Raw genomic sequence first — 21,385 nt, 5'->3', positions numbered from 1 at the left:
GAACGCGCGATAAGGCCGCAAACCCCTCACCGGTCGGTACTCGACAACCCGGGATGCGTGTGCAACAGCTCCTTCGCGATGGCCATGGCCGACATCGCTTTCGGCCACCCCGCGTAGAAGGCGAGGTGCGTGATCGCCTCGATGAGCTCCTCCTGCGTCACGCCGTTCTGCACGGCGAACGGGAGGTGGAAGCGCAGCTGGTCGACATTGCCGCCGACGAGCAGCGCGGTCACGGTGATCAGGCTGCGGTCGCGCTTGGAGAGTCCTGGACGCTCCCACACCTCGTCGAAGAGCACCTGATCCGTGTAGTGGACGAGCCCCGGCGCGAAGTCGCCGAACGCACGCTGCCCTCCGGTCCAGCCGTTCCCTGTCGTCTTCGTCATGCGTGGCGCCCTTCGTACTCGTCGTCCGTGACGTGCTCTTTCCAGGTGGTGGTTCCCTCGGGGTCGTCGGCCGACTCCAGCATCGCGATGTGCTCCATGAAGCAGTCCGGCGCCGCGGCGTGCCAGTGCTCCTGTCCCGGCGGCGTGTAGAGCGTCTGGCCGGGATGCGCCTCGATGACGTTGCCGTCACGGTCGCCGAACCGGGCGACACCGGCCGTGACCCGCACGTACTGGCCGCGCGCGTGGCTGTGCCAGGCGGTGCGGGCGCCCGGCGCGAAGCGGACGAGGGCGACCGTCATCCGCTGATCGGGGTCGTGCGGGCCGGCGATGGGGTCGACCCAGACGTCGCCGGCGAACTGCTCCGGCGGGTTCTTCAGGGTCGGGGTGGCAGGTTCGATGTTCATGCGTTCTCCGTTTCCAGCAGGACCTTGATGGCCCGGCGCTCGTCCATCGCCCGGTAGCCCTCCGCCGCCTCCGACAAAGGGAGGGTGAGGTCGAACACCGCTCCGGCATCCAGCTCGTCACTCATGATCGACGCGATCAGGTCCGGGAGGAACCGGCGGACGGGAGCCGGACCGCCGTGCAGGTGCACGCCGGAGAAGAACAGCTCCTCGCCCGGCAGCTCGACGTCGTGCGAGACGCCGACGTAGCCGACGTGCCCGCCGGGACGGGCGGCCCGGATCGCCTGCATCATCGATTCCTGCGTTCCGACCGCTTCGATCACCGAGTGTGCGCCGAGACCGTCGGTGAGCTCCTTGATCGCGGCCACGCCTGCATCCCCCCGCTCCGCCACGATGTCGGTCGCACCGAAGCGCCGGGCGAGCGCTTGCCGGTCGGCGTGACGGCTCATCGCGATGATCCGCTCCGCACCGAGCTTCTGTGCGGCAAGGATGCCGAGAAGGCCGACCGCACCGTCGCCGACGACGGCGACAGTCTTGCCGGGGCGGACTTCGGCCGCGACGGCGGCGAACCAGCCGGTGCCGAGCACGTCGGAGGCGGCGAGGAGGCTGCGCACCTGCGAGGGGGTCGGGGTGCCGGGAACGACGACGAGGGTGCCGCCGGCGAGCGGGACACGCAACTTCTCGGCCTGCGTGCCGAGCGCTCCCATCGGGAACGCGTGCACGCAGCGCGACTGGTAGCCGGCCCGGCAGATCTCGCAGGTGTTGTCGGACGCGAAGAACGAACCGACGACATAGTCGCCGACCTTCACGTGCGTCACCTCGTCGCCGATCTGCTCCACCACTCCGACGTACTCGTGACCCATCGGGGTCGGCCGTGTGACCGCGTCGGTGCCGCGGTACGGCCAGAGGTCGGAGCCGCAGATGCAGGCAGCCGTGACGCGAATGATCGCGTCGGTGGGCTGTTCGATGGTCGGTTCGGCGCGCTCCTCGACGCGCACGTCCCGAGGGGCGTACATGACTACTCCACGCATGTGGGGGTTCCTTCCGTTGCGGGGTGGGTGGTTCCGGCGCGGGCTGCGGCTCCGGCCGTAGGTCGAAGGAGGGCGAGTGCCGTGCCGGCGGCCGCGACGACCGCGACCGTGGTGACGACACCCAGGGGGAGGATGCTCAGCGCACCGGCCACGCCGACCAGCGGCGCCGCGATCCCGCCGAAGGCGAACCGTGCCGCGCCGAGCAGCGACGACGCCGTGCCCGCGATCTTCGGGTAGTCCGCCAACGCCAGCGTCGTGGACGGCGGACTCGTGATCGCGGTCCCGGCGGCCAGAAGGAACAGCGACACGATCACCACGGCAAGCGGCACGTGCACCAGGCCCGCGAGGAGCAACCCTGCCGCGCCGCTGCCGGCGACCGCGAGGCCCACGGTCAGCGTGCCCCTCACACTCCAGGTCTCGCTGAAGCGACCGGCGAGGTACCCGAAGACCATGAAGCCGGCCGAGTTGAGTCCGAACGCGAGCGCATACCCCTGGGGCGACAGACCGTAGACGCCCTGCAGCACGTACGTCGCGCCGCTCAGGTAGGCGAACAGCGCCGCATAGACGAAGCCTTGCGCGACCACCGCGCCGACGAAGCCCCGGTCCGAGAGGAGCAGCCGGATGTCGCGGCGGATCACCGGGAACCCGGCGTCTGTGCGCGCATCCGGGGCCAGCGTCTCGGGGAGTCCGAGGGCCACCCAGGCGAGGATGATCGCGCCGATCGCCGCGAGCACCAGGAAGAGCCCGCGCCAGTCCAGCACCGCGGTGAGCGCTCCGCCGAGCAGCGGGCCGACGATCGCGGCCAGGCCCCCGATGACCGTGAGCCGGCCGTAGAAGCGGATGAGCCTCCCGCCCTCGTAGACGTCACGCCCCGCGGCCTGGGCGATCACGATGCCGACGCCGCCGGCCAGTCCCTGCACCAGGCGGGCCGCGATGAGCAGCTCGACCGTCGGGCTCGCCGCGCACAGCGCGGAGACGATCACGTAGGCGGTCACTCCGATGAGCGCCGGCCCGCGCCGCCCGAACCGATCGGACAGCGGCCCGGCGACGAGCTGCCCGGCAGCGAGGCCCAGCAGGCACGCGGTCACCGTCAGCTGCGCCGACGAGGTCGCCGCGCCCAGGTCGGTCGTGAGCGCCGGGAGCGCGGGCAGGTACAGGTCCATCGAGATCGGGCCGAACACCGTCAGCACGAGCAGGAGCGTCGCGAGTGCTCTGCCGGCCCGCACGCGGCTCGGGGAGGAAGGGGAAGCTGTCACGCCATCCAGCACATCGTCTTCTCACGCCCGGAGGGAGTCTCTGATGAGAGGTGTACTGACAGGGCATCCCTCGTGCGCCAGTCCCGGCCTAGCCTGAGACGCATGGACAATCGATCGGACGTCCGCGACTTCCTCATGTCGCGCCGCGCCAAGGTCACGCCGGAGCAGGCGGGGCTGCCGGCGGGTGGCGGACGTCGCGTCGCGGGGCTGCGCCGCTCCGAGGTCGCGATGCTCGCCGACGTCAGCGTCGAGTACTACGCGAAGCTGGAGCGCGGTGCGATCGCGGGCGTCTCGGCCGGGGTGCTGGACGCGGTGGCGCGGGCGTTGCAGCTCGACGACACCGAGCGCGCGCACCTGTTCGATCTCGCCCGCGCCGCCGACGGCATCCCGAGCTCCGGGCGACCGCGCCGGCGCGCGACCCGCAGCCCGGCAGCACGACCGAGCCTGCACTGGGCACTGGAGGCGTTCACCGAAGGCGTCGCCGTTGTACGCAACGCGCAATCGGACGTGATCGCGTTCAACCCCCTCGGCCGCGCCTTCTACGCTCCGCTGATCGGCGACGGAGGCGGCGGAGGTGACGGAGGTGACGGAGGCCGCACGCCCAACCTCGCCCGGTTCCAGTTCCTCGACCCGGTGTCGCACGAGTTCTACCCCGACTGGGACCTGTTCGCCGACATGTGCGTCGCGATGATGCGGGCCGAGGCCGGTCGCGACCCCCACAACCGGGCGCTGCAAGACCTGGTGGGCGAGCTGTCCACCCGGAGTGACACGTTCCGCCGGTTGTGGGGCGCGCACGACGTGCGGACGCACGGGGCGGGGACCAAACGCTTCCGGCATCCCGTCGTCGGCGAGCTGACACTGGCGTACGAGGAGTTCGCGATCACCGCCGAACCCGGCCACGTCATGCTCGTCTACACAGCCGAACCCGGATCGCCGTCAGCCGAGCGGCTCCGCCTGCTCGCGTCGTGGGCGGCCGCGCAGCCCGCTCACCGTCAGACCATCACGGAGGAGACATGACCGCCTGGACCGCCCGCGAACTGCAGGCAATCGCCACCACCGACGATTTCCACATCGCGCCCTTCCGCACCGACGGCGCCACCCTCGGCACTCCCACCTGGATCTGGTCGGTCGTCGTCGACGACCACGTCTACGTCCGCGCCTACAACGGCACGGACTCGCGCTGGTACCAGTCGGCGCGCGCACAGGGCGCCGGACGGATCACCGCGGGCGGCATCGAGAAGGACGTCGCCTTCACCGCGATCGACGACAACGAGCTGAACGCCCGCATCGACGCCGCCTACGAGGCGAAGTACGGCACGAGCCCGTACTACCCGCCGATGGTCACCGCGAAGACCCGGGCAGCGACAGTGCGCGTCGATCCCCGGCCGTGAGAGGCGAATCCCTCCGCGTGATCGCATCTGCTCCACCGACCGCCGACCCGGTTACCTGGCGGACGTCGAGTTCGACTTCCTCCGTCTGAGAGCGATTCCGGCACCGATGAGGAGCACCGCCGCGAGAACGGGGACGAGCATCCAGCCGGTCTCGGAACCAGTGTCCGACAGCGTCCCGGTCATCGGTCCGCCCTCGGGCTCCGATCCTTCCGAGCCTGTCGATCCGCCCGGCGGGGTCACCGGTGCGGTCGTGCAGTGGACGACGTTGGTGACCGTGTAGTGGGAGGCCGCGACCGTGAGCGTGGCCGCGTACGGGAGGGCGGCATCCACCGTGGTCCCGTTCGCCTCGGTCACGCGCGCGCTCTCGAGCGTGCAGCCGGCCCGGGCGAGTGAGGTCGTCTCCGTGAACGAGATGGCGTCGCCGATCGCATAGCCGGAGACGACGGAGCCGAACGTCTGATCCACCGGAGACCCGCCTCCGGGCGGGGAGAGCTGCAGCGCGGCGGAGATCCCGGACGGCTGCGAGCCGTTCGCGTACGTCACGCCATCGACGACCCAGCTCTTGTCGACTTCGACGGTCGCGGGATCCAGCTTCCGGTTGTAGACCATGCAGCCGACCGCCTGGTCGGCGCCGACCACCACCTGGAACCCGAGGGCGCCGTCGTTCGTCACCGCCACCGGGGTGCCGCCGGCGAGGTCGGTGCAGACCGCGTTGACCCCGCCCTGCGTCACGAGCGAGTACCCGGGCTGCTGGGTCTCTGCCACGCTCAACAGCGCCTCGGCGCCGCCGGTGGGGAGCTCGGCGCGGAAGGCGACGCCGCCCGTCCCGTCTGCTTGCGTGGTCGCCGTGGCGGGGGTCACCGTCGCACCCGGTGTCAGCGCCGCAGCATCGAAGGTCCAGCCCGCGCCGGCGGGCGCTGCGCCGGCGATGTCCTCACCGGTCGTCGTGCCCGGCACGATCTGCTTGATCACGGTCAGCGAAGGCGTGCAGTTGGCGAGCGCGAGTCTGCGCAGCTCGTCGCCCGCGCCGGAGAAATCGGGGATCTGGAAGTAGTCGGCCGTCGCGACGTTGCCGGCCGCGGCGTCGAACGCCTCCTGGCCGGAGATCGCAGCGAGGTTCAGGCTGGTGATGCCGGAGACGCCGCTGCCGATTCCGAACGAGATGACGCGCGTGCCCTCCGCCTTGAGGACGTTTGCGGAGAAGATGGCGGCCTCGGTGTCGGTGAAGTGCGTGCTCGACCCGTCGCCGTGCAGGGTGGTCCCGCCCCAGCGGGTCGGGTTGCCGTCGGTGAGGACGACCACGGCGTCGTAGTGGATGCCCGAATCGGCGACGCGCTGCAGGGCCGCATCCCAGTTGGTGCCCGCCCCGAGACCCCACCCCGCGTACTCCGCTTTGAACGCGTCGGCGCCGGCCTGCGTCGAGACGGACTGGAGCGCGGGCCGGTTGGCGTCGACGGCGCCTGTCCCCGCCTGCGTGCTCGGCGACTCGGCCGAGAAGCTGTACACCCCCATCCGCGAGGGCGTGCCGACGAAGGCGTCGGCGAACGAGTCGGCCGCACTCTTGAGTGTCGGGAGGTTGGAGCCGACCGACGCCGACAGATCGAGCACGAGCGCGACATCCATTCCGCAGCTCGCGGGCAGCGGCGGGTTGATCCGCGACTGCTGCCAGACGCCGTTGGAGCGGGTCGGCAGGGAGTTCGAGCTGCTCTTCATGAACTCGGAGGTCGAGCGGTAGGTGTTGCCCTCGACCAGGGTGGGCGTCTGGAACTCGTAGGGACTTGCGACGCTTCCGCTTCCGCTGCCCGGACCCGTGCGGAGGACGTCGTTGGCGAACCAGCCGGCCGGAGCGGCGGTCTCCTTGACCCACGGCGCAGTGCCGAGCACGGCGCCGGTCACGACGAACGAGCAGTCGCCGTCGGCGTCGGAGGTGCAGGTGAGCAACGGCGTCGTGTCGGCCTGGTTCGCGAAGAGGCCGAGTTCCACGCCGGCGAGACCCGCGATGGTGGTGTCATCGACACGGTCGCCGCCCACCTTCACGGTCACGACGGCGGATGTCGGGCCCGGTGCAGGGACCGCCGCGCGTGCCGGGCTCGCTGGTAGCGCGACCGCCGCACCGAGTACCACCGCGGCGGCCGCGACGACGGACAGCGTGCGAGTTCCGGTTCCCATTCCTCCACCCTTGCGGTTCGCGTAGCGTCGACACAAGCCCGAACCGTCTGTCAGCGATCGGCGAGAACTCGCTCGAGCTTCGCGAACGTGCGGCGCCACCCGGCGGCGTAGTCGTGAATCGACGAGCCCAGAAGCTCGGAGTGACGGAACCCCATCCGGGTTCCGCCACCGTCGCCGAAGAAGCGCACGCGCACGCGGGAAGGCGCATTCGCCTCGCCCCGCCACGACCACGTGGACTCCAGCTCCGACTCCGGGACGACCCGCAGGTATTCGCCGAAGCAGACGTGCTCGTCGTCTGTCGTGTCGCGGAAGGCTATCTCGAACCGGCCACCCGGCTGGACGTCGAGGACGGCGGCCGTCACGATCCCGTGCGGGTCGGATCCCCACCACCGCTTCACGAGAGCGGGGACGGTCCACGCCCGCCACACCGCCGAGACGGGCGCCGCGAAGCGGCATTCGAGCGCCACCGACTCGGGCGCGGACTCGTTGCACATACTCGGGCGTCGAACGGATCGCGGCGGATTCGACACGGGCCCGGCGCCTTCTCAGACCAGGAGCGCTCCGCCATCCACCGGGATGGACGTGCCGGTCATGAAGGACTGTGTCATCGAGTACACGAAAGCGTGCGCGATGTCGTGAACCTCGCCGACGCGGCCCACCGGGAGCACATCGGCCTGCTGCTGGTACATCGCCTGCTGGTCCTCAGCGCTCATGCCGCTCCAGAGCGGGCTGCGAACGATACCGGGCTCGACCACGTTCACGCGGATGGGAGCGAGTTCGACCGCGAGGGCTCCCGCAAGGCTCGTGGTGGCACCGCACAGGCTGGACGCAACAGCCCAGCCGGCGCCGGGGCGGGTGCGGGCCGACCCGGACGTGAGGGTGATCGACCCGCCGGGCCGGATGTGGTGTGCTGCGGCGCTCACCGCGGTCACGGCGCCGAAGTATCGCACCTGGAAGAAGGCACGCGCCCGGTCGATGTCGAGTCCATCCACGGGGAGGAGCCGGAGCGGCTCTCCCGCGGTGTATGCGAGGTGATCGAACGCACCGACCTCGGAGAAGAAGGCGCGCACGTCGGTGGGATCGAGGACGTCGATGGTGCGGCCGGTGGTGCCGGCCGACAGTTCGCCGAGCGCTGCGTCGATGCTCGCCTGGCGACTGGACGCGACGACAACCTCCGCGCCGGCGTCGACCGCGGCGTGTGCGGTCGCGAGGCCGATTCCGGAGGTGCCGCCGATGATGACGACACGCTTTCCGTCGAGAGACATAGGGTTCCTTTCGTTGAGACGCATCGAGCATCCCTCTGCCGGGCAGCCTCCGTCCAAGACCTCTTTCGCACCCGGCGATACCTGACAGGTATAACCAGCTGTGCGAAGCTGGATCCGTGAACGCCGACCTGGATCTCCGGAAGCTGCGTTACTTCGTCGCCGTCGCCGACAAGCTGAACTTCGCGCGCGCCGCGGAGGTGCTGATGATCGCGCAGCCCGTGCTCTCCCGGCAGATCCGGGCGTTCGAGGCGGAGCTCGGCGTGCAGCTGTTCGTCCGCGACACGCGCGGCACGGAGCTCACCGACGAGGGCCGGCTGCTCTACGAGGAGGCGGAGGCGCTCCTCGCATCCGCTGCGGCGGTCCGGCGGCGGGTGGCGATCGCCGCGCGAGGCGAGTCCGAGTTCACCGTCGGCTTCATGCCGGGCCTGACGGTCACCACGCCCGTGCGAGCCTTCCAGCGCACCTACCCCGATGTGTCGATCCACGTCATGCGCACGAGCTGGGACGACCAGGTGCGGGTACTCCACGACGGCCGCGCGGACGTCAGCTACTTGCGACGGCCGTTCGACGCCGCAGGGCTGGCGACCGAGCTGCTGTTCTCCGAGCCGCGCGTTGTCATGCTGCCGACCGACCACGAGCTGGCGGCAGCACCGAGCGTGACCATGGGCGATCTCGCCGGGGAGCACCTGCTCCAGGATCCGGCAGCCGTGCCGGAGTGGGCCACGATCGCCGCCGAGATGCGCCGCCGCCGAGGGTCGGCCCCACCTCCGAGCCGCACCGTCGAAGAGAAACTCGAACTCGTTGCCGTGGGGAGGGGGATCGCGATTCTCCCCCGGTCGACCGCCCTGTTCTACCGGCGAGCCGACGTCGCCTTCGTCCCGGTGTCCGACCTCCCACCGACCGATGTGCTCCTCGGCTGGGAGGGCAGCAGGCGGTCGCGCCTCATCGAGGCCTTCATCGCCGCGGCCCGCGATACCACGCACGAACTCGGTTCGAACTGATCCGGGGTCGGGGTGGTGTCGCCACCGAGGATGTCAGCACTCCACCACGTTCACGGCGAGACCGCCACGGCTGGTCTCCTTGTACTTATCGCTCATGTCGGCGCCGGTCTGCCGCATGGTCTCGACGACCGCGTCCAACGAGACGATGTGACTCCCGTCGCCGTGGAGGGCGAGCCGTGCGGCGGTGACGGCGGTGCGGGCGGCGACGGCGTTCCGCTCGATGCACGGGATCTGCACGAGCCCGGCGACGGGATCGCAGGTCAGACCGAGGTGATGCTCCATCGCGATCTCCGCCGCGTTCTCGACCTGTCCCGGCGACCCGCCCAGCACGGCGCAGAGCCCGGCAGCGGCCATCGCGCAGGCCGACCCGACCTCCGCCTGGCAGCCTCCTTCCGCGCCGGAGATCGACGCGTTCGCCTTGATCACGGACCCGATCGCGGCGGCCGTGAGCAGGAACGTGCGCACCTGCTCCGCAGTCGCCTCCGGGGCGCCGCGCCACCAGTGATGAAGCACGGCGGGGAGGATGCCGGCCGCGCCGTTGGTGGGCGCGGTGACGACCCGGCCGCCCGCAGCGTTCTCCTCGTTCACGGCGAGCGCGAACGCCTGCAGCCAGTCGTCGGCCGTCCCATCGCCCGCGGGCGCGTCATCCAGCCGCCGGCGGAGCGCCGATGCGCGCCGCTTCACGCCGAGGCCGCCCGGGAGGATTCCCCCGGCGTGCAGGCCGGAGTCCACGCACGCGCGCATCGCCGCCCAGATCGCATCCAGGCCGCCGATGACTTCCGCGGCCGGTCGCCGTGCCGTCTCGATGCGCCAGGCCACGTCCGCGATCGACCGGCCGTCGCGGCACAGGGCGAGAAGGTCCGCGGCGGTTCGGTACGACTCCTCGTCGGCCCGCGGTTCGTCCGGCCGCTCGGCCTCGGCCTCGCCCTCGCGCCGAATGAAGCCACCGCCGATCGAGTAGTAGGTCTCGGTGAGCACCGGCTCGGTCTCCGCCTCGCGCCACGCGTGCATCACGACCGTGTTGGGATGCTTCAGCCCGCGACGGAACGGCTCGAACACGATGTCCGACCGCGCGAACGACACGGGATGCGCTCCTGCCAGAAGGAGCACACCGCGATCCGGCCGCCCCGTCCACGCGCCGCGAACATCCTCCGGGTCACAGGTCTCTGGTTCCAGCCCGGCGAGTCCGGCGACCAGCGCGTCAGGTGTGCCGTGGCCGAGCCCGGTGGCGGCGAGGGATCCGGAGAGCGTGGCGCTCACACGCACGATGCGGTCGTGCTCCGCAGCGATCGCCCTTCGGGCGAAGTCGAGTCCGGCCCGCATCGGGCCGACCGTGTGCGAAGACGACGGGCCGATGCCGATCGAGAACAGCTCGAGGGCGGATGTGTATGCGGTGGGGCGGCCCGGGCCGGTTTCTTCGATCCGGGCCGTCCCGTCGCGCGTTTCGACGCTCATCGATCGGTCGCTCACTCCTCCGCCGCGATGCGGGTCGCTCCGGCGGGGCGAGCGGCCTGACGCGCCAGCAGCTGATCACGGACGGAGGGCGTCAGCGCCGCTGTCGCCGCCGCCCAGGCGAGACCGATCGCCGCGTCGATCGCCGCGCGATCGGCCGCCGGCGTCGCGGCGTCGGCCGCGAACTGGACGGTGTGCGGCGGCGCCGACGACCCGTGCACCGCGATCGCCGGGTGGATGGAGGGCACGACCTGCGAGACGTTGCCCATGTCGGTCGACCCGCCGGTCGCTCCGCCGGGAAGGGCGACCGTCTCCCTGCCGAGCTCGGCCAGGGCGTCGTTCCATGCACCGGAGAGCAGCGGCTCCTGCTTCAGGTTGGCGTACCGCGGCTGGGTGCGGACGTACTCCCACGTGCACCCGGAGGCGATGGCCCCGGCCTCGAAGCAGGCGAGCACCCGGCGGCGGGCATCCGTCAGCTCGTCCAGGTCGAAGGCGCGGACCTCCAGCTCGATGACGGTGTGCGCCGGGATGATGTTGGTGACCTCCCCGCCTTCGGCGATGACCGCCGCGACACGGACCCCGCTGCCGAGCTGCTGACGCAGCAGTCCGACAGAGGTGAGGGCGATCGTCGCCGCGTCCAGCGCGTTGACGCCACTCGTCGGGGCGGCCGCGGCGTGCGCGGCCTTCCCCGTGTAGGTGATGCGGAACCGGTCGACAGCCTGGCTGGTGAAGTTGTCGCACCGGATGTCGATGCCGGGGGCGCCGTGCACCATCAGGGAGACGGTGGCGTCTTCCCATGCCCCGGCCTCGAGCATGAGCACCTTGCCGCCGCCGTGCTCCTCGGCGGGAGTGCCCAGGAGCTTCACCGTGATGCCCGCCTCGTCCGCGATCGCAGCCAACCCGAGCGCGGCGCCCAGACCGGCGGTCGCGATGATGTTGTGGCCGCAGCCGTGCCCGATCACCGGTAGAGCGTCGTACTCCGAGCACAGGGTGACGACGAAGTCTCCGCTTCCGTACGAGGCCTCGATCGCGGTCTCGAGCCCGTACACCCCGACGGCGGTCTCGAAACCGGCTTCGCGGAGCGCGCCTGCGACGACCTCCGCCGCGTGGTGCTCCTGGAAGGCGGTCTCCGGGTGGTCGTGGATGTCGTGGCTGATCTCGATGAGCCGGCTCTCGGCCGCTCGGATGGTGTCGGCGATCCGCTGTTTGAGGTCGCCGAGCCCTTCGTACGTGGCGGTGGTGGTCTCGGTGATGGTCATGCGGTCTCTCCTGCTGCGATCGGTGGGGTGGTCGGGATGGCCGCGGCGTCCGTCACGACGGTGACGGTGTCCGCGTCGGCGGCGACGCGCTTCTCCCGGATGAACAGCGAGAGGACGACGACGGCTGCGCCGATGGCGGCGCAGATCAGCCAGACGGCGACATAGCCGGCGAAGGCGGTCGTCGTGACGGCTGTCGGGCCGGAGCCGAGGGTGACGAGGAAGCTGCCCATCACCAGGGCGAACAGCGCTCCGGCGACGGCGCCGGCCGCGGTGCGGGATGTGTTGTAGAGGGCCGAGGCGATGCCGACCGAGTCGGCGGGTGCGCGCTTGACGACGATCGCGGGGAGCACGGCGATCAGGATGCCGTTGCCCTGTCCGCCGACGACCATGCCGACCGCGACCACGGCGAGCGAGTGCGCACCGACCACCAGGATGAGGTAGCTCACGACCAACAGCAGGCCGCCGGCGACGAGGGCCAGCTTCGACCCGACGCGCGTGGCCAGGCGATCGCCGAGCGTCGCTGCGACGAAGGCCGCCAGAGCGGTGATCACCGAGAGGATGCCGACCGTCCCCGGGCTGACGCCCAGACCGAACCCGGCCTTGGCCGGGTCGGTGAGCATGTACACGGTGGTGGCCGTCTGGCTGCCGAACAGCTGTGCGCCGAACAGGAAGGCGATGACGATCGGCAGGCCGATGCCGCCCTTCGTGAGCACGGAGATCTCGATGAGCGGGTGTGCGACGCGGCGCTCGACCACGACCCACAACGCGAGCAGCGCGATGCCGGCGACGATGACAATCCAGGTGACCGGGTTGGTCCAGCCCAAGGTGGCCGCGTTGCCGATGCCGCCGAGCGCGAGGAGCATGCCGATCCCGAGCAGGGAGGCACCGATCCAGTCGATCCGCCCGGTGGCGCGTGCCTTCGACTCTGGCACCAGGAACAGCACGACGGGCACGCAGAGGGCGAGGAAGATCGCCGGGACCCAGAGCACGAGCCGGAGGTTCGCCGTGGCGTTGAAGAGCAGCCCGGCGCCGAGTGCGCCGATGGCGGCACCGAAGGTGAGCGCCCCGACGAGCTTGCCGATGGAACGGCCGGACGACTTCTCGTCCCGGTCGCGCACGATGGCGAACTCCAGAGGCAGGAAGGCGGCGAGCGGGGCCTGCAGGGCCCGGCCGAGAAGCAGCACGGCGAAGTTCGGTGCGATTGCGACGACGATCGAACCGAGGGCGACGAGGGCGGCCGAGACTGCGAGCAGCTTCTTGTGGCCGTAGCGGTCGCCGAGCTTGGCGATGACAGGCACGAAGACGATCGTCGCGAGCATGTAGCCGGCGCTGACCCAGTTGAGCGCTGCGGCGCTGACGCCGAACTCACCTCCGATCGCCGTGAGGAGCACGGGGTACCAGCCCTGCAGCATCCCGCTGCCCAGCTCCATGACGACGAGGAAGCCGACGACGCCGCCGATGGCGGCTTTCGTGACGGGTGAGGCGGCGGTGCCCGGGGGCGAAGCATGAGACATAGGGACTCCTTGCGCGACGTTGTCTGGTGCGGAGAGAATATGGACACGACGGATTCGCGCGAGCCGGATGCAGGATATTGGTTCCAATTGGAGGGCTTGTGCAGGATTCGGCGCTCACGGATCTCGATCTGCGGCTCATCCATGCGGTCCAGATCGCCCCTCGCGCGCCGTGGACGACGCTCGCCCCGATCGTCGGAGCAGACGCCGTCACGCTGGCCCGCCGCTGGAACCGGCTGCGCGACGACGGCATCGTCTACGTGACCGGTTACGGGGCCGGCACGAGCACGGCGCTTCTCTCGCTGATCGAGATCGAGTGCGCGCCCGGTGAGACGTTGAACGTGGCACAGGCCCTCCAGAACGACCGGGAGGCCTTCACCATCGACCTCACGGCGGGCGGGCGGGACATCATGGTGAGCCTGATCAGCACCGACACCTCGGGTCTCAGCCAGTGGACCCTGGAGCGGATCCGCTCGGTCGCCCGAGTCCGCTCCATGCGGACGCACCTCGTCTCCCAGCCGATCGCGGACGCCCGCAACTGGCGGCTGCGCGCCCTCTCCAAGGCGGAGGTCGCAGCCGTCGCGAAGGCCGATCAGCACACCGCGCCCCCGATGCCTCGGCTGCAGCCCGACCAGCTCGCGGCGCTCACCGAGCACCTCGCGATCGACGGGCGCGCGGGCGTGACCGAGATCGCGAACGCCATCGGCGTCCCCTCCCGCAAGGTACGCGACGCCATCGCCGCCCTCCGCGCATCCGGCCGGCTCGTCATTCGCGTCGACGTCGCGCGGGACCACACGCCGTGGCCGGTCTACGCCTGGTACTTCCTCCGCGTGCCGGCGGCGATGGTCGCCTCCGTCGGCCCGCAGCTCGGCCGGATGGAGGAGGTGCGGCTCGTCGTGACCACGGTCGGCGAGTTCAACGTGATCATGGCCGTCTGGTTGCGGACCCTGCAGGACGTCAACCGGCTGGAGGCCGTCATCGAGGAGCGGCTGCCGGGCGTCACGATCGCCGACCGGTCCGTGGTGCTGCGGACGGTGAAGCACCTGGGTCACTTCCTCGACGAGCGCGGCCAGGCGACCGGCGAGACGGTGCCGATGGGCTGAGGTTCTCGGGAGAAGGGAGAGGCGCGCGCCCGATCGCGAGTTCCTCTAGGAGAGGTGGATGATCCCGCTGACGAGCGCGACGCCCGCTCCCGCGAAGGCGATCACGATCACGGCGGCGCGAGCCCACCGCGCTCTGAACCGCTTGGCTGCGACGCTTCCCGTCGCGACTCCCGCGATGAGTGCGGCGCCGGCTATGGCCCAGCCGAATGGGCCGAGGTCGGGCAAGGAACCCGGGGCGACGATGAGCTTCGCCGTCACGGAGGCGAGTCCGACCGTGGCGAAGTACGGCTGCAGAGTCGCCGCGAACGTGCGGTGAGGCCAGCGGCTGAGGATGCCGTACGCGCTGACGGCCGGTCCTCCGACACCCGCACCGGCATTCATCAGCCCGGAAGCGAATCCTGCAACCACCCGCGCGGGATTCCCCGACACCGTGACGGGCAGGCGGGCCACGAGAAGCGTCGCGGTCAGTGACAGAAGGAGCACCGTTCCGACGATCGTCTCCAGCATCGCCGGATCCACCCGAGCGGCCAGGATCGCGCCGGGGACGACGCCGACCACGGCCGCGCACGCGAGCCATCCATAGGCAGACAGGTCGACGTCGCGCCAGACCGTCACGAGCACGATGAGCGCGGACACGATGCTGGCCAGGTTGACCAGCATCACGCCGTCGAACGGTCCGAGGAGCAGCACGAGGAAGGGCGAGACGACGAGGGCGAAGCCCATCCCGGTCAACCGCTGCGCGACGGCGCCGACGAACATGGCGGCGGCGACCGCCGCCAGTGCTCCGCCGCTCATCGATCGGCGATGTCGGCGATGAGTGTGTCCCGAACGTCGTTCTCTCGCGCGTACGAGGAAAGCAGCAGCGCCACGAGCCGGGCGTTGTCCACACGCGTCGCCACTCGAATCGGCCGCACCGCGTCGGGGAGGCGAAGTCCGACATGGAGGCGCAGGTTTTCCGGTGTCCACCAGATCGCGCGGCCCCGGGTGAGCGAGCCGGAGAGCTCGACATCGACGATCCGTTCCTCGTACTCGGCGAGCTCGGGGTCGAGGAGCAGCGCGACGGTGAGCGGGTCGTGCAGAAGGCAACCGTCGATCTTCCGCCACGCGGCCGCGTAGTCGATCCACGGCCGGGTCGTCTCGACGACGTAGCCGGCAAGAGGCCCTTCCACCTCCAGGAGACGATCCAGGTCTGCGTGGGTGAACAGCGTCTGCGAGGTGGTGTCCAACGGGACGAGTGTGATCGGCGCGCGGCTCGTCAGCACGATGTGTGCGGCCTCCGGGTCGATTCCGAAATTGAGCTCTTGCAGGAACCCCGGCACGTCGAAGGCGCCGCCCATGATGACGATGTCGCGCACGAGTTCGGGCAGCCTCGGCTCCAACTCGATCGCGGTCGCGATGTTCGTGAGCGGCCCGATGGCGACGATGGTGATCTCGCCGGGGTTCTCGCGGACGAGCTCGACGATTCGCACAGCCGCCTCCGGCGATCCGGGTGACGCGGGCGCCGGACGGGCGACCTCGGCCCACGCTTCGACGACGTCCGGACGCCGTTCGTTGGCATCCTGCCGGGTGCGCCACGGACCGGGCGGTTCCACGAGCGCGCGCTCGGCGCCCGCGTAGACGGGAACGCTCAGGCGGAGTCGTGAGACGAATTCCGACGCGACCGCGTAACCGATGTCTCGATGCGTGTTGCCGGACACGATGGTGATGGCCTCGAGCGAGAGCACGTCGTCGCGAGCCACCGCGAGAGCGAGGGCGAGCCCGTCGTCGATGTCGGCGGCGGGCATCCCGTTGCCGGGGTCGCAGTCGATGATCAGCCGTCGGCGCTCTTGCACCGGACCCGCGATCATTCCTTGCTCCCGGAGGATGCGAGAGAGCCGGTGAACTGCCGCTGGAACACCAGCAGGAGGATGAGCGGCACCGCGGCGGTGAGGATGGCCGCCGCGAACATCTGCCCGAAGTCGACTCCCGATTCCTGGGCGAAGTCGGCGATGGCGACGGGCGCCACCCGGGAGTCGGGAGACGGTGCGATCAGGAGGGGCCACAGGAACGACTGCCACTGGAAGACGAACAGGATCAGGCCGGCTCCGACGAGGGACGCGCGGGAGAGGGGCAGGTAGATCCGCCGATAGATGCCGAACCAGCTGAGACCGTCCATTCGCGCCGCCTCCGCAAGCGAGAAGGGGATGTTCATGAAGAACTGTCGCAGCAGGAAGATGGACAGTCCGTTGCCGATCGCGGGCAGGACGAGACCGATCAGCGTGTTCTGCAGGTTCCACTCCCTGAACGTGTTGGCGAGCGGGATCGCGATCGCCTCGAACGGGACGAGGAAGCTCACCACCATCACCGCGAACACCGCACTGCGGCCGGGGAAGTCGAGAACGGCGAGAGCGAACGCAGCCAGCGAGGACACGATCAGCCCCAGCACGACGCTGAAGAACGCGACGAGGACCGAGTTGAGCAGCGAGCGGGTGAAATCGCTGTTCAGCACGGCGGCGTAGTTGTCGAGCGATGCGCTGGACGGCCAGATGGTGTTCAGGCTGAAGGGCGAGAGGTGCGCGAAGATCTCGCTGCTCGGGCGGAGCGAGGACACGAGCGCCCAGAGTAGGGGCAGGATGGACAGGATCGCCACGGGGACGGCGATGAGCAGAGCCAGCCGGCCTGCGCGACGCTGCCTCGGGTTGTCGATGACGTCGGACATGGTCAGTCCTTTCCGGGAAGCAGGCGGAACTGCACGCCGACGACGCAGACGACGATCAGCACGAGGACGATCGTCGCTGCGGCGGCACCTGCCGGGTCGGCGAGCGTGTAGGCGCGCTCGAAGATGAAGTTCATGATCAGGTTGGTCGACCCCTGCGGTCCGCCCTGGGTCAGGATGCGCACCGGGGCGAAGACGAGGAAGTTCGCCACCGTGTCGGCCACCAGGACGAACAGCAGCGGCCGCCTCAGCCCGGGCAGGGTGATGTAGCGGAACTGCTGCCAGCCGCCTGCGCCGTCGAGTTCGGACGCTTCGTAGAGGCTCGCGGGGATGTCTTTGATCCCCGCCACGAGGAAGGTCATCCAATAGCCGACCCCCACCCACGTGCAGATGATCATGATGGACAGGAGCGCGGTGTCCGGGCTGACCAACCAAGGCACTGGCGCGATGCCCAGCGTTTCGAGGATCCCGTTGAGCGGTCCATCGGGCCGGAAGAGCACGCCCCACACGATCGCGGAGACGATCTGCGGGACGGCGATCGGCAGGAGGATGAGCGTCCTCCAGACGCCGACACCGGGCACGCGCTTGGTCAGCACGACGGCGAGCCACAGCGCGAGGGCGATCTGGATCGGGTTGATGATGACGGAGAACAGCAGCGTGACCTTGAGCGCGTTCAGGAACGATGGGTCGCTGAACACATAGCCGAAGTTCGCGAAGCTGACCGTTCCGACCCGGTTGGTCAGCGAGGTCCCGATCGCCTGGACGGTGGGGATGATGCGGAGGATGAGCAGGCCGATCATGGCGGGCAGCAGGAATGCTCCTGCCGTCAGCCACAGCCGGATTCGAGCAGCACGCCGGGAGCGGCTGCGGGTCGTCGACGCGGCGGCGGTGCGTGCGCGCAGCGTCACAGAAGACTGAGACACGATTGTCCTTCGAAGAATGCGTGGAGCCGGTGCGGGGCCGGCCGGCGCCGGCCCCGCGCCGCGCCTACTTGTACTGGGCGAGCTGCCGCTCGAGCGAGCTCTGAGCGTCGCCGAGGATGGAGCCGACGTCCCCACCGGAGCGGATGTCGGCGAACGCCTTGTTGACGACTGTCTCGAAGTCGGCGTAGCCGATCGAGGAGGGCCGGCGCTGGGCGTGCTCGTCGGAGTCGGTGGTCAGCAGGTTGCCGTACTGCGCGGTCTGCGTGGGCGCGACGCCATCGATGTAGTGGATGTACTTCGGGTACGCCTTCTGGTTCACCGGCGGGAGGTTGAACTTCGTCGACGTGCCGACGGCAGCGTCGCTGTTCAGCGACAGGTAGCGGGCGAACTCCTGGGCAGCCTCTTTGTGCTGGCTGTACGCGCTCACCCCGACCGCCCACGAGTCGGTCGGCGTGACGACCTTGCCGCCTTCGGCGTATGGAAGCGGCGCCATCCCCCACGTGTTCGCCAGGGCGCTCTTCTGCAGGTCCGTGATCCGCGCCGGCCCTGCGACGTAGAACGCCACCTTGCCCGACTTGAAGAGATCCGGCATCTGCGCCGACTGGATGCCCTTCGGGGAGAGTCCGTCGGCGTGGAGGCTCTTGTACCAGTTCCCGAACTTCTTCCAGGCGGCGGTGTCCACCGATGGGGTCAGGTTGCCGCTGCCGGACAGGCCCGTTCCTGCACCCATCGACATGAGCACAGGCTGGAGCGCATAGTAGGCGTCCACCTGCTCGAACGCGAAACCGTACTGAGCGCCGGCGCTCTGCGCCTTCTTCGCAGCGTCCAGCGTCTGCTCCCACGTCCATCGGCTCGCGTTGTCCGCGCCAGGGGCCGTCACACCAGCGGCTGCAAGCAACTCCTTGTTGTAGAAGAGGAAGTTGTCACTGGTCCACAGCGGATACGCCCACTGCTTGTTGTTCCAGGTGACGGACTTCACGCCTCCCGCAGTGAGGTCGCCCTTCATCGTCTTCGCGTCGGCGGACACGTCGACCAGGAATCCCTTCTGCACCATCGACGGAAGCCGCGGGGGATCGACCGCGATGACGTCGATCGACGAGTCCTTCGATCCCAGCCGGGCCTGCGTCTGGGCCGCGATCTCCGTGAACGGGATGACCTGCAGGTCGACCGTGATGTTCTTGTGGGTGGATTCGAAGGATGCGATGACGTCGTCGTAGACGCCCTGGTGCGGAGTGACGAACGTGATGGTCTGGGTACCGGTGGTGCTTGATCCGGACCCGCCGCCGGCTGTGCAGCCCGCGGTCAGCGACATCGCCGCGGCGGCGACGACGGCGCCCGCGGCTCTGACGGTTCGATTCATGCTAGGTTCCTCTTTCGGTGGGGACTGCCAGGCGTCTTCAGCGTTTGCCAACTCAGTCGGCGCCTGGTGGTTCTCATTCATCGGATACGGGCAGCCGCAGGAGCGGCGACGAACGAGCTGCACCTCGCAGGTGAGGTGCTTGGTCTCATTCGCGTCTAGGGGGCGCGCGAGCGCGACGGCATCGCGCGCGATGTCACGGAACGGTTGCGTGACTGTCGTCAGCGGAGGAACGCTGAATCGGGACTCGTCCGTGCCGTCGAACGAGATCATCGCGACGTCCTCCGGCACGCGGATGCCCCGCTCGGCCGCGGCCGCGAGGAGCCCGATCGCCTGCTGTTCACTGGCGACGAGCACCGCATCCGGCACGTCCGAATCGAACAGGGCCGAGGCGGCGGCGTACCCGCCGGCCCGGCTGAACGGCGCCTCCACGAGCAGGTCGTCGCCGTTCGGAAGGTTCGCGGCCTTCAGGGCCTTCCGCCACCCGCCGATCCGCTCGACCGCGGTGAAGAGGGCGGAGGGGCCGGCGACGGTCGCGATCCTCGTGTAGCCGTGCTGGATCAGGTGGTCCGTCGCCAGCACAGCGCCCTCGAAGTTGTCGACGACCACCGAGGCGACACCGAGGGTCGGGTCGTATCGGTCGAGGACGACCACGGGGACCCCTGCCGACAGCGCCTGCTCGACATGGGCGTGGTGCCCCACTCCGACATAGAGCAGACCATCCACCTGACGTTCGATGAAGCTGTTGACCAGGCGCGCTTCGCGCTCTCCGCTCTCGGCGGAGTTCCCGACCAGCAGGACGCGTCCGGAAGCGAAAACCTCGTCCTCGATCGCGCGGGCCAGGGCAGCGAAGAACGGGTTGGAGATGTCGGGGACGACCAAGCCCAGTGCCCCGGAGGATCCGCTGGCGAGTGCTTTCGCGATGGTGTTCGGCCGGTAGCCGGTCGTCCTGATCGCCTCGAGGACACGAGATCGCGTCTCCTCTGCGACGGGTCGAGGTCCGTTGTTGACGACGTAACTGACGACCGCTTCAGACGTGCCCGCCGCGCGCGCGACGTCTCCACGGGTGACGCGTTTCGCGCTCATGCCGACACCCCTGCTGCGAGAAGTCGCTGTTCGACCTCGCGGGCCGCGGCATATGACTCGGCCGCGCCCGGGCGCTCGACCGAGAGCGACGCCGCGGCGGACGCCCACACCATCGCCGCTTCGAGGTCGTCCCCCGCGGCGAGACGCGCACACAGCGAACCGACGAATGCGTCACCGGCGCCTGTCGTGTCGACGACGGAGTCGACCCGGAAGCCCGGGACGTCCCATACCCGGCCCCGAGCCGCAGCAACGGCACCTGCGGAACCCAACGTGATCACCACGGACCGCGCGATCTCGCCGAGCGCGCTCGCCAGCTCTGCGGGGGTCGTGGCGATCCCGCCGCGTGCCGCCACGATCGACGCGGCCTCGTGCTCGTTGACGACCAGCGGGTCGCATGCCCTCAGCGTCTCCTCCGCGATGGCGATGACGGGAGCGAGGTTCAGCACGAACCGCGCACCGGCTTCGTGGGCACGAGCCGCGGCACGCTCGATCGCGTCTCCGGGGATCTCGGCCTGGGCGAGAACGACGGAGGCGCTTCCCCGCCGATCGAACTCACGGTCGATGCTCTCCACGGTGATTCGCGCGTTCGCGCCTGGATCGACGATCACCCAGTTCTCGCCGGTCGCATCGACGGCGATGGACGCTGTACCGGTCGCACCGTGCACGTCCTGCTCGACGGCATCCGCGATCACTCCCGCGCGCTGCAGCGCGTCGATCGCGTCAGAGCCGGCCCCGTCCGATCCGACCTTCGCGAGGAACCGAACCCGCGCACCGGCCCGAGCAGCGGCGACGGCCTGGTTGGCGCCCTTGCCGCCGAGTCCCCGGCGCGCGGCGACTGCTGCCACCGTCTCTCCCGGGCGCGGGAAGGCGGTGACGAAAGTGAAGTGGTCCTCGTTCACCGAGCCGACGACGAGAAGATCCTGTGTCGAATCAACGGGGCTCTGGCGCTCGTCCATCGGGTCCTCTCTGACGGGAAGTAGCTGCAATCTACGCGCATTGTCTACGCGCGTCAACTGGGTCATCGAACGCCGAGGGATTTCGCACCGGCCGTGCCGTCGGTCGTGGAGGAATCTTGTCCCACGTGAAACGAATGGTGCGGTTC

20 protein-coding genes are annotated in these 21,385 nt (G+C 69.8%); 4 read left to right on the top strand and 16 right to left on the bottom strand.

From position 1 onward, the window contains the following. Positions 1–26: 26 nt before the first annotated feature. From AAME72_RS09005 to AAME72_RS08990, 4 genes are read right to left on the bottom strand one after another with little or no spacing between them, the layout of a single operon-like run. Entirely contained in the window at positions 27–383 is a 357-nt protein-coding gene (locus AAME72_RS09005) for a carboxymuconolactone decarboxylase family protein (RefSeq protein ID WP_348789903.1), read from the bottom strand. Next, on the bottom strand, positions 380–787 hold the full coding sequence (locus tag AAME72_RS09000) for a cupin domain-containing protein (protein ID WP_348789902.1): 408 nt from the start codon (positions 785–787) through the stop codon (positions 380–382). The genes AAME72_RS09005 and AAME72_RS09000 overlap by 4 nt, the downstream gene beginning before the upstream one ends. Then, positions 784–1,815, bottom strand: coding sequence for a zinc-dependent alcohol dehydrogenase family protein (locus AAME72_RS08995; protein WP_348789901.1), 1,032 nt, complete (start codon positions 1,813–1,815; stop codon positions 784–786). The genes AAME72_RS09000 and AAME72_RS08995 overlap by 4 nt, the downstream gene beginning before the upstream one ends. Next, positions 1,803–3,071 (bottom strand): multidrug effflux MFS transporter, encoded by a 1,269-nt coding sequence (locus AAME72_RS08990; RefSeq protein ID WP_348789900.1) that lies wholly within the window; start codon positions 3,069–3,071, stop codon positions 1,803–1,805. The genes AAME72_RS08995 and AAME72_RS08990 overlap by 13 nt, the downstream gene beginning before the upstream one ends. 102 nt (positions 3,072–3,173) lie before the next feature. On the opposite strand from AAME72_RS08990, the gene AAME72_RS08985 reads away from it, so the two are divergent. Together AAME72_RS08985 and AAME72_RS08980 are read left to right on the top strand one after the other, a co-directional pair. Then, on the top strand, positions 3,174–4,088 hold the full coding sequence (locus AAME72_RS08985; protein WP_348789899.1) for a helix-turn-helix transcriptional regulator: 915 nt from the start codon (positions 3,174–3,176) through the stop codon (positions 4,086–4,088). Further along, complete coding sequence (locus AAME72_RS08980) at positions 4,085–4,462, top strand: DUF2255 family protein (RefSeq protein WP_348789898.1); 378 nt, start codon at positions 4,085–4,087, stop codon at positions 4,460–4,462. The genes AAME72_RS08985 and AAME72_RS08980 overlap by 4 nt, the downstream gene beginning before the upstream one ends. A gap of 51 nt (positions 4,463–4,513) precedes the next feature. Here AAME72_RS08980 and AAME72_RS08975 read toward each other — a convergent pair whose 3' ends face one another. Genes AAME72_RS08975 through AAME72_RS08965 form a run of 3 tightly spaced genes read right to left on the bottom strand, consistent with a single transcriptional unit; the run spans position 4,514 to position 7,896 of the window. Next, on the bottom strand, positions 4,514–6,631 hold the full coding sequence (locus AAME72_RS08975; RefSeq protein WP_348789897.1) for a vWA domain-containing protein: 2,118 nt from the start codon (positions 6,629–6,631) through the stop codon (positions 4,514–4,516). Between the two features lie 50 nt (positions 6,632–6,681). Then, positions 6,682–7,161, bottom strand: coding sequence for an SRPBCC domain-containing protein (locus AAME72_RS08970; RefSeq protein WP_348789896.1), 480 nt, complete (start codon positions 7,159–7,161; stop codon positions 6,682–6,684). 15 nt (positions 7,162–7,176) lie between these two features. Beyond that, entirely contained in the window at positions 7,177–7,896 is a 720-nt protein-coding gene (locus tag AAME72_RS08965) for an SDR family oxidoreductase (RefSeq protein ID WP_348789895.1), read from the bottom strand. A 116-nt stretch (positions 7,897–8,012) separates the two neighbouring features. On the opposite strand from AAME72_RS08965, the gene AAME72_RS08960 reads away from it, so the two are divergent. Then, positions 8,013–8,897: a LysR substrate-binding domain-containing protein gene (locus tag AAME72_RS08960; RefSeq protein ID WP_348789894.1), complete on the top strand. Its 885-nt coding sequence runs from the start codon at positions 8,013–8,015 to the stop codon at positions 8,895–8,897. Positions 8,898–8,930: 33 nt separating this feature from the next. On the opposite strand, the gene AAME72_RS08955 is transcribed toward AAME72_RS08960, so the two are convergent. The 3 genes from AAME72_RS08955 to AAME72_RS08945 are packed head-to-tail and all read right to left on the bottom strand — an operon-like array spanning position 8,931 to position 13,122. Next, on the bottom strand, positions 8,931–10,352 hold the full coding sequence (locus AAME72_RS08955; RefSeq protein ID WP_348789893.1) for an L-serine ammonia-lyase: 1,422 nt from the start codon (positions 10,350–10,352) through the stop codon (positions 8,931–8,933). An 11-nt stretch (positions 10,353–10,363) separates the two neighbouring features. Next, positions 10,364–11,608 (bottom strand): amidohydrolase, encoded by a 1,245-nt coding sequence (locus AAME72_RS08950; protein WP_348789892.1) that lies wholly within the window; start codon positions 11,606–11,608, stop codon positions 10,364–10,366. Then, positions 11,605–13,122, bottom strand: a complete 1,518-nt coding sequence (locus AAME72_RS08945; RefSeq protein WP_348789891.1) for an MFS transporter — start codon at positions 13,120–13,122, stop codon at positions 11,605–11,607. Before AAME72_RS08945 ends, AAME72_RS08950 begins: the two co-directional genes overlap by 4 nt. Positions 13,123–13,220: 98 nt before the next feature. Here AAME72_RS08945 and AAME72_RS08940 point away from each other — a divergent pair, with 98 nt between their 5' ends. Further along, on the top strand, positions 13,221–14,222 hold the full coding sequence (locus tag AAME72_RS08940) for an Lrp/AsnC ligand binding domain-containing protein (RefSeq protein ID WP_348789890.1): 1,002 nt from the start codon (positions 13,221–13,223) through the stop codon (positions 14,220–14,222). Positions 14,223–14,267: 45 nt separating this feature from the next. On the opposite strand, the gene AAME72_RS08935 is transcribed toward AAME72_RS08940, so the two are convergent. The 6 genes from AAME72_RS08935 to AAME72_RS08910 all read right to left on the bottom strand — a co-directional run bounded on the left by AAME72_RS08935 (position 14,268) and on the right by AAME72_RS08910 (position 21,239). Beyond that, on the bottom strand, positions 14,268–15,017 hold the full coding sequence (locus AAME72_RS08935; protein WP_348789889.1) for a sulfite exporter TauE/SafE family protein: 750 nt from the start codon (positions 15,015–15,017) through the stop codon (positions 14,268–14,270). Next, a complete protein-coding gene (locus AAME72_RS08930) occupies positions 15,014–16,054 on the bottom strand; it encodes a nucleoside hydrolase (protein ID WP_348789888.1) in 1,041 nt (346 codons plus the stop codon). The genes AAME72_RS08935 and AAME72_RS08930 overlap by 4 nt, the downstream gene beginning before the upstream one ends. A gap of 11 nt (positions 16,055–16,065) precedes the next feature. Further along, a complete protein-coding gene (locus AAME72_RS08925) occupies positions 16,066–16,920 on the bottom strand; it encodes a carbohydrate ABC transporter permease (RefSeq protein WP_348789887.1) in 855 nt (284 codons plus the stop codon). A 2-nt stretch (positions 16,921–16,922) separates the two neighbouring features. Next, positions 16,923–17,840, bottom strand: coding sequence for a sugar ABC transporter permease (locus tag AAME72_RS08920; RefSeq protein WP_348789886.1), 918 nt, complete (start codon positions 17,838–17,840; stop codon positions 16,923–16,925). Positions 17,841–17,904: 64 nt separating this feature from the next. After that, on the bottom strand, positions 17,905–20,283 hold the full coding sequence (locus AAME72_RS08915) for an extracellular solute-binding protein (RefSeq protein WP_348789885.1): 2,379 nt from the start codon (positions 20,281–20,283) through the stop codon (positions 17,905–17,907). Then, positions 20,280–21,239, bottom strand: coding sequence for a PfkB family carbohydrate kinase (locus AAME72_RS08910; RefSeq protein ID WP_348789884.1), 960 nt, complete (start codon positions 21,237–21,239; stop codon positions 20,280–20,282). Before AAME72_RS08910 ends, AAME72_RS08915 begins: the two co-directional genes overlap by 4 nt. Positions 21,240–21,385: the final 146 nt, after the last annotated feature.

The organism is Leifsonia sp. NPDC080035 (assembly GCF_040050925.1).
In the GTDB taxonomy this organism is placed as follows: Bacteria; Actinomycetota; Actinomycetes; order Actinomycetales; family Microbacteriaceae; genus Leifsonia.
Note: the sequence above shows the minus strand (reverse complement) of the source record. Positions and strands in the feature narration are given on the sequence as shown.

Excerpts from the sequence above, each read along its gene's own strand:
- AAME72_RS08910 (WP_348789884.1), bottom strand. The coding sequence starts at position 21,239 with ATGGACGAGCGCCAGAGCCCCGTTGATTCGACACAGGATCTTCTCGTC.
- AAME72_RS08925 (WP_348789887.1), bottom strand. The coding sequence starts at position 16,920 with ATGTCCGACGTCATCGACAACCCGAGGCAGCGTCGCGCAGGCCGGCTG.
- AAME72_RS08965 (WP_348789895.1), bottom strand. The coding sequence starts at position 7,896 with ATGTCTCTCGACGGAAAGCGTGTCGTCATCATCGGCGGCACCTCCGGA.
- AAME72_RS08985 (WP_348789899.1), top strand. The coding sequence starts at position 3,174 with ATGGACAATCGATCGGACGTCCGCGACTTCCTCATGTCGCGCCGCGCC.
- AAME72_RS08950 (WP_348789892.1), bottom strand. The coding sequence starts at position 11,608 with ATGACCATCACCGAGACCACCACCGCCACGTACGAAGGGCTCGGCGAC.
- AAME72_RS08945 (WP_348789891.1), bottom strand. The coding sequence starts at position 13,122 with ATGTCTCATGCTTCGCCCCCGGGCACCGCCGCCTCACCCGTCACGAAA.
- AAME72_RS08915 (WP_348789885.1), bottom strand. The coding sequence starts at position 20,283 with ATGAGCGCGAAACGCGTCACCCGTGGAGACGTCGCGCGCGCGGCGGGC.
- AAME72_RS08935 (WP_348789889.1), bottom strand. The coding sequence starts at position 15,017 with ATGAGCGGCGGAGCACTGGCGGCGGTCGCCGCCGCCATGTTCGTCGGC.
- AAME72_RS09005 (WP_348789903.1), bottom strand. The coding sequence starts at position 383 with ATGACGAAGACGACAGGGAACGGCTGGACCGGAGGGCAGCGTGCGTTC.
- AAME72_RS09000 (WP_348789902.1), bottom strand. The coding sequence starts at position 787 with ATGAACATCGAACCTGCCACCCCGACCCTGAAGAACCCGCCGGAGCAG.
- AAME72_RS08995 (WP_348789901.1), bottom strand. The coding sequence starts at position 1,815 with ATGCGTGGAGTAGTCATGTACGCCCCTCGGGACGTGCGCGTCGAGGAG.
- AAME72_RS08955 (WP_348789893.1), bottom strand. The coding sequence starts at position 10,352 with ATGAGCGTCGAAACGCGCGACGGGACGGCCCGGATCGAAGAAACCGGC.
- AAME72_RS08980 (WP_348789898.1), top strand. The coding sequence starts at position 4,085 with ATGACCGCCTGGACCGCCCGCGAACTGCAGGCAATCGCCACCACCGAC.
- AAME72_RS08975 (WP_348789897.1), bottom strand. The coding sequence starts at position 6,631 with ATGGGAACCGGAACTCGCACGCTGTCCGTCGTCGCGGCCGCCGCGGTG.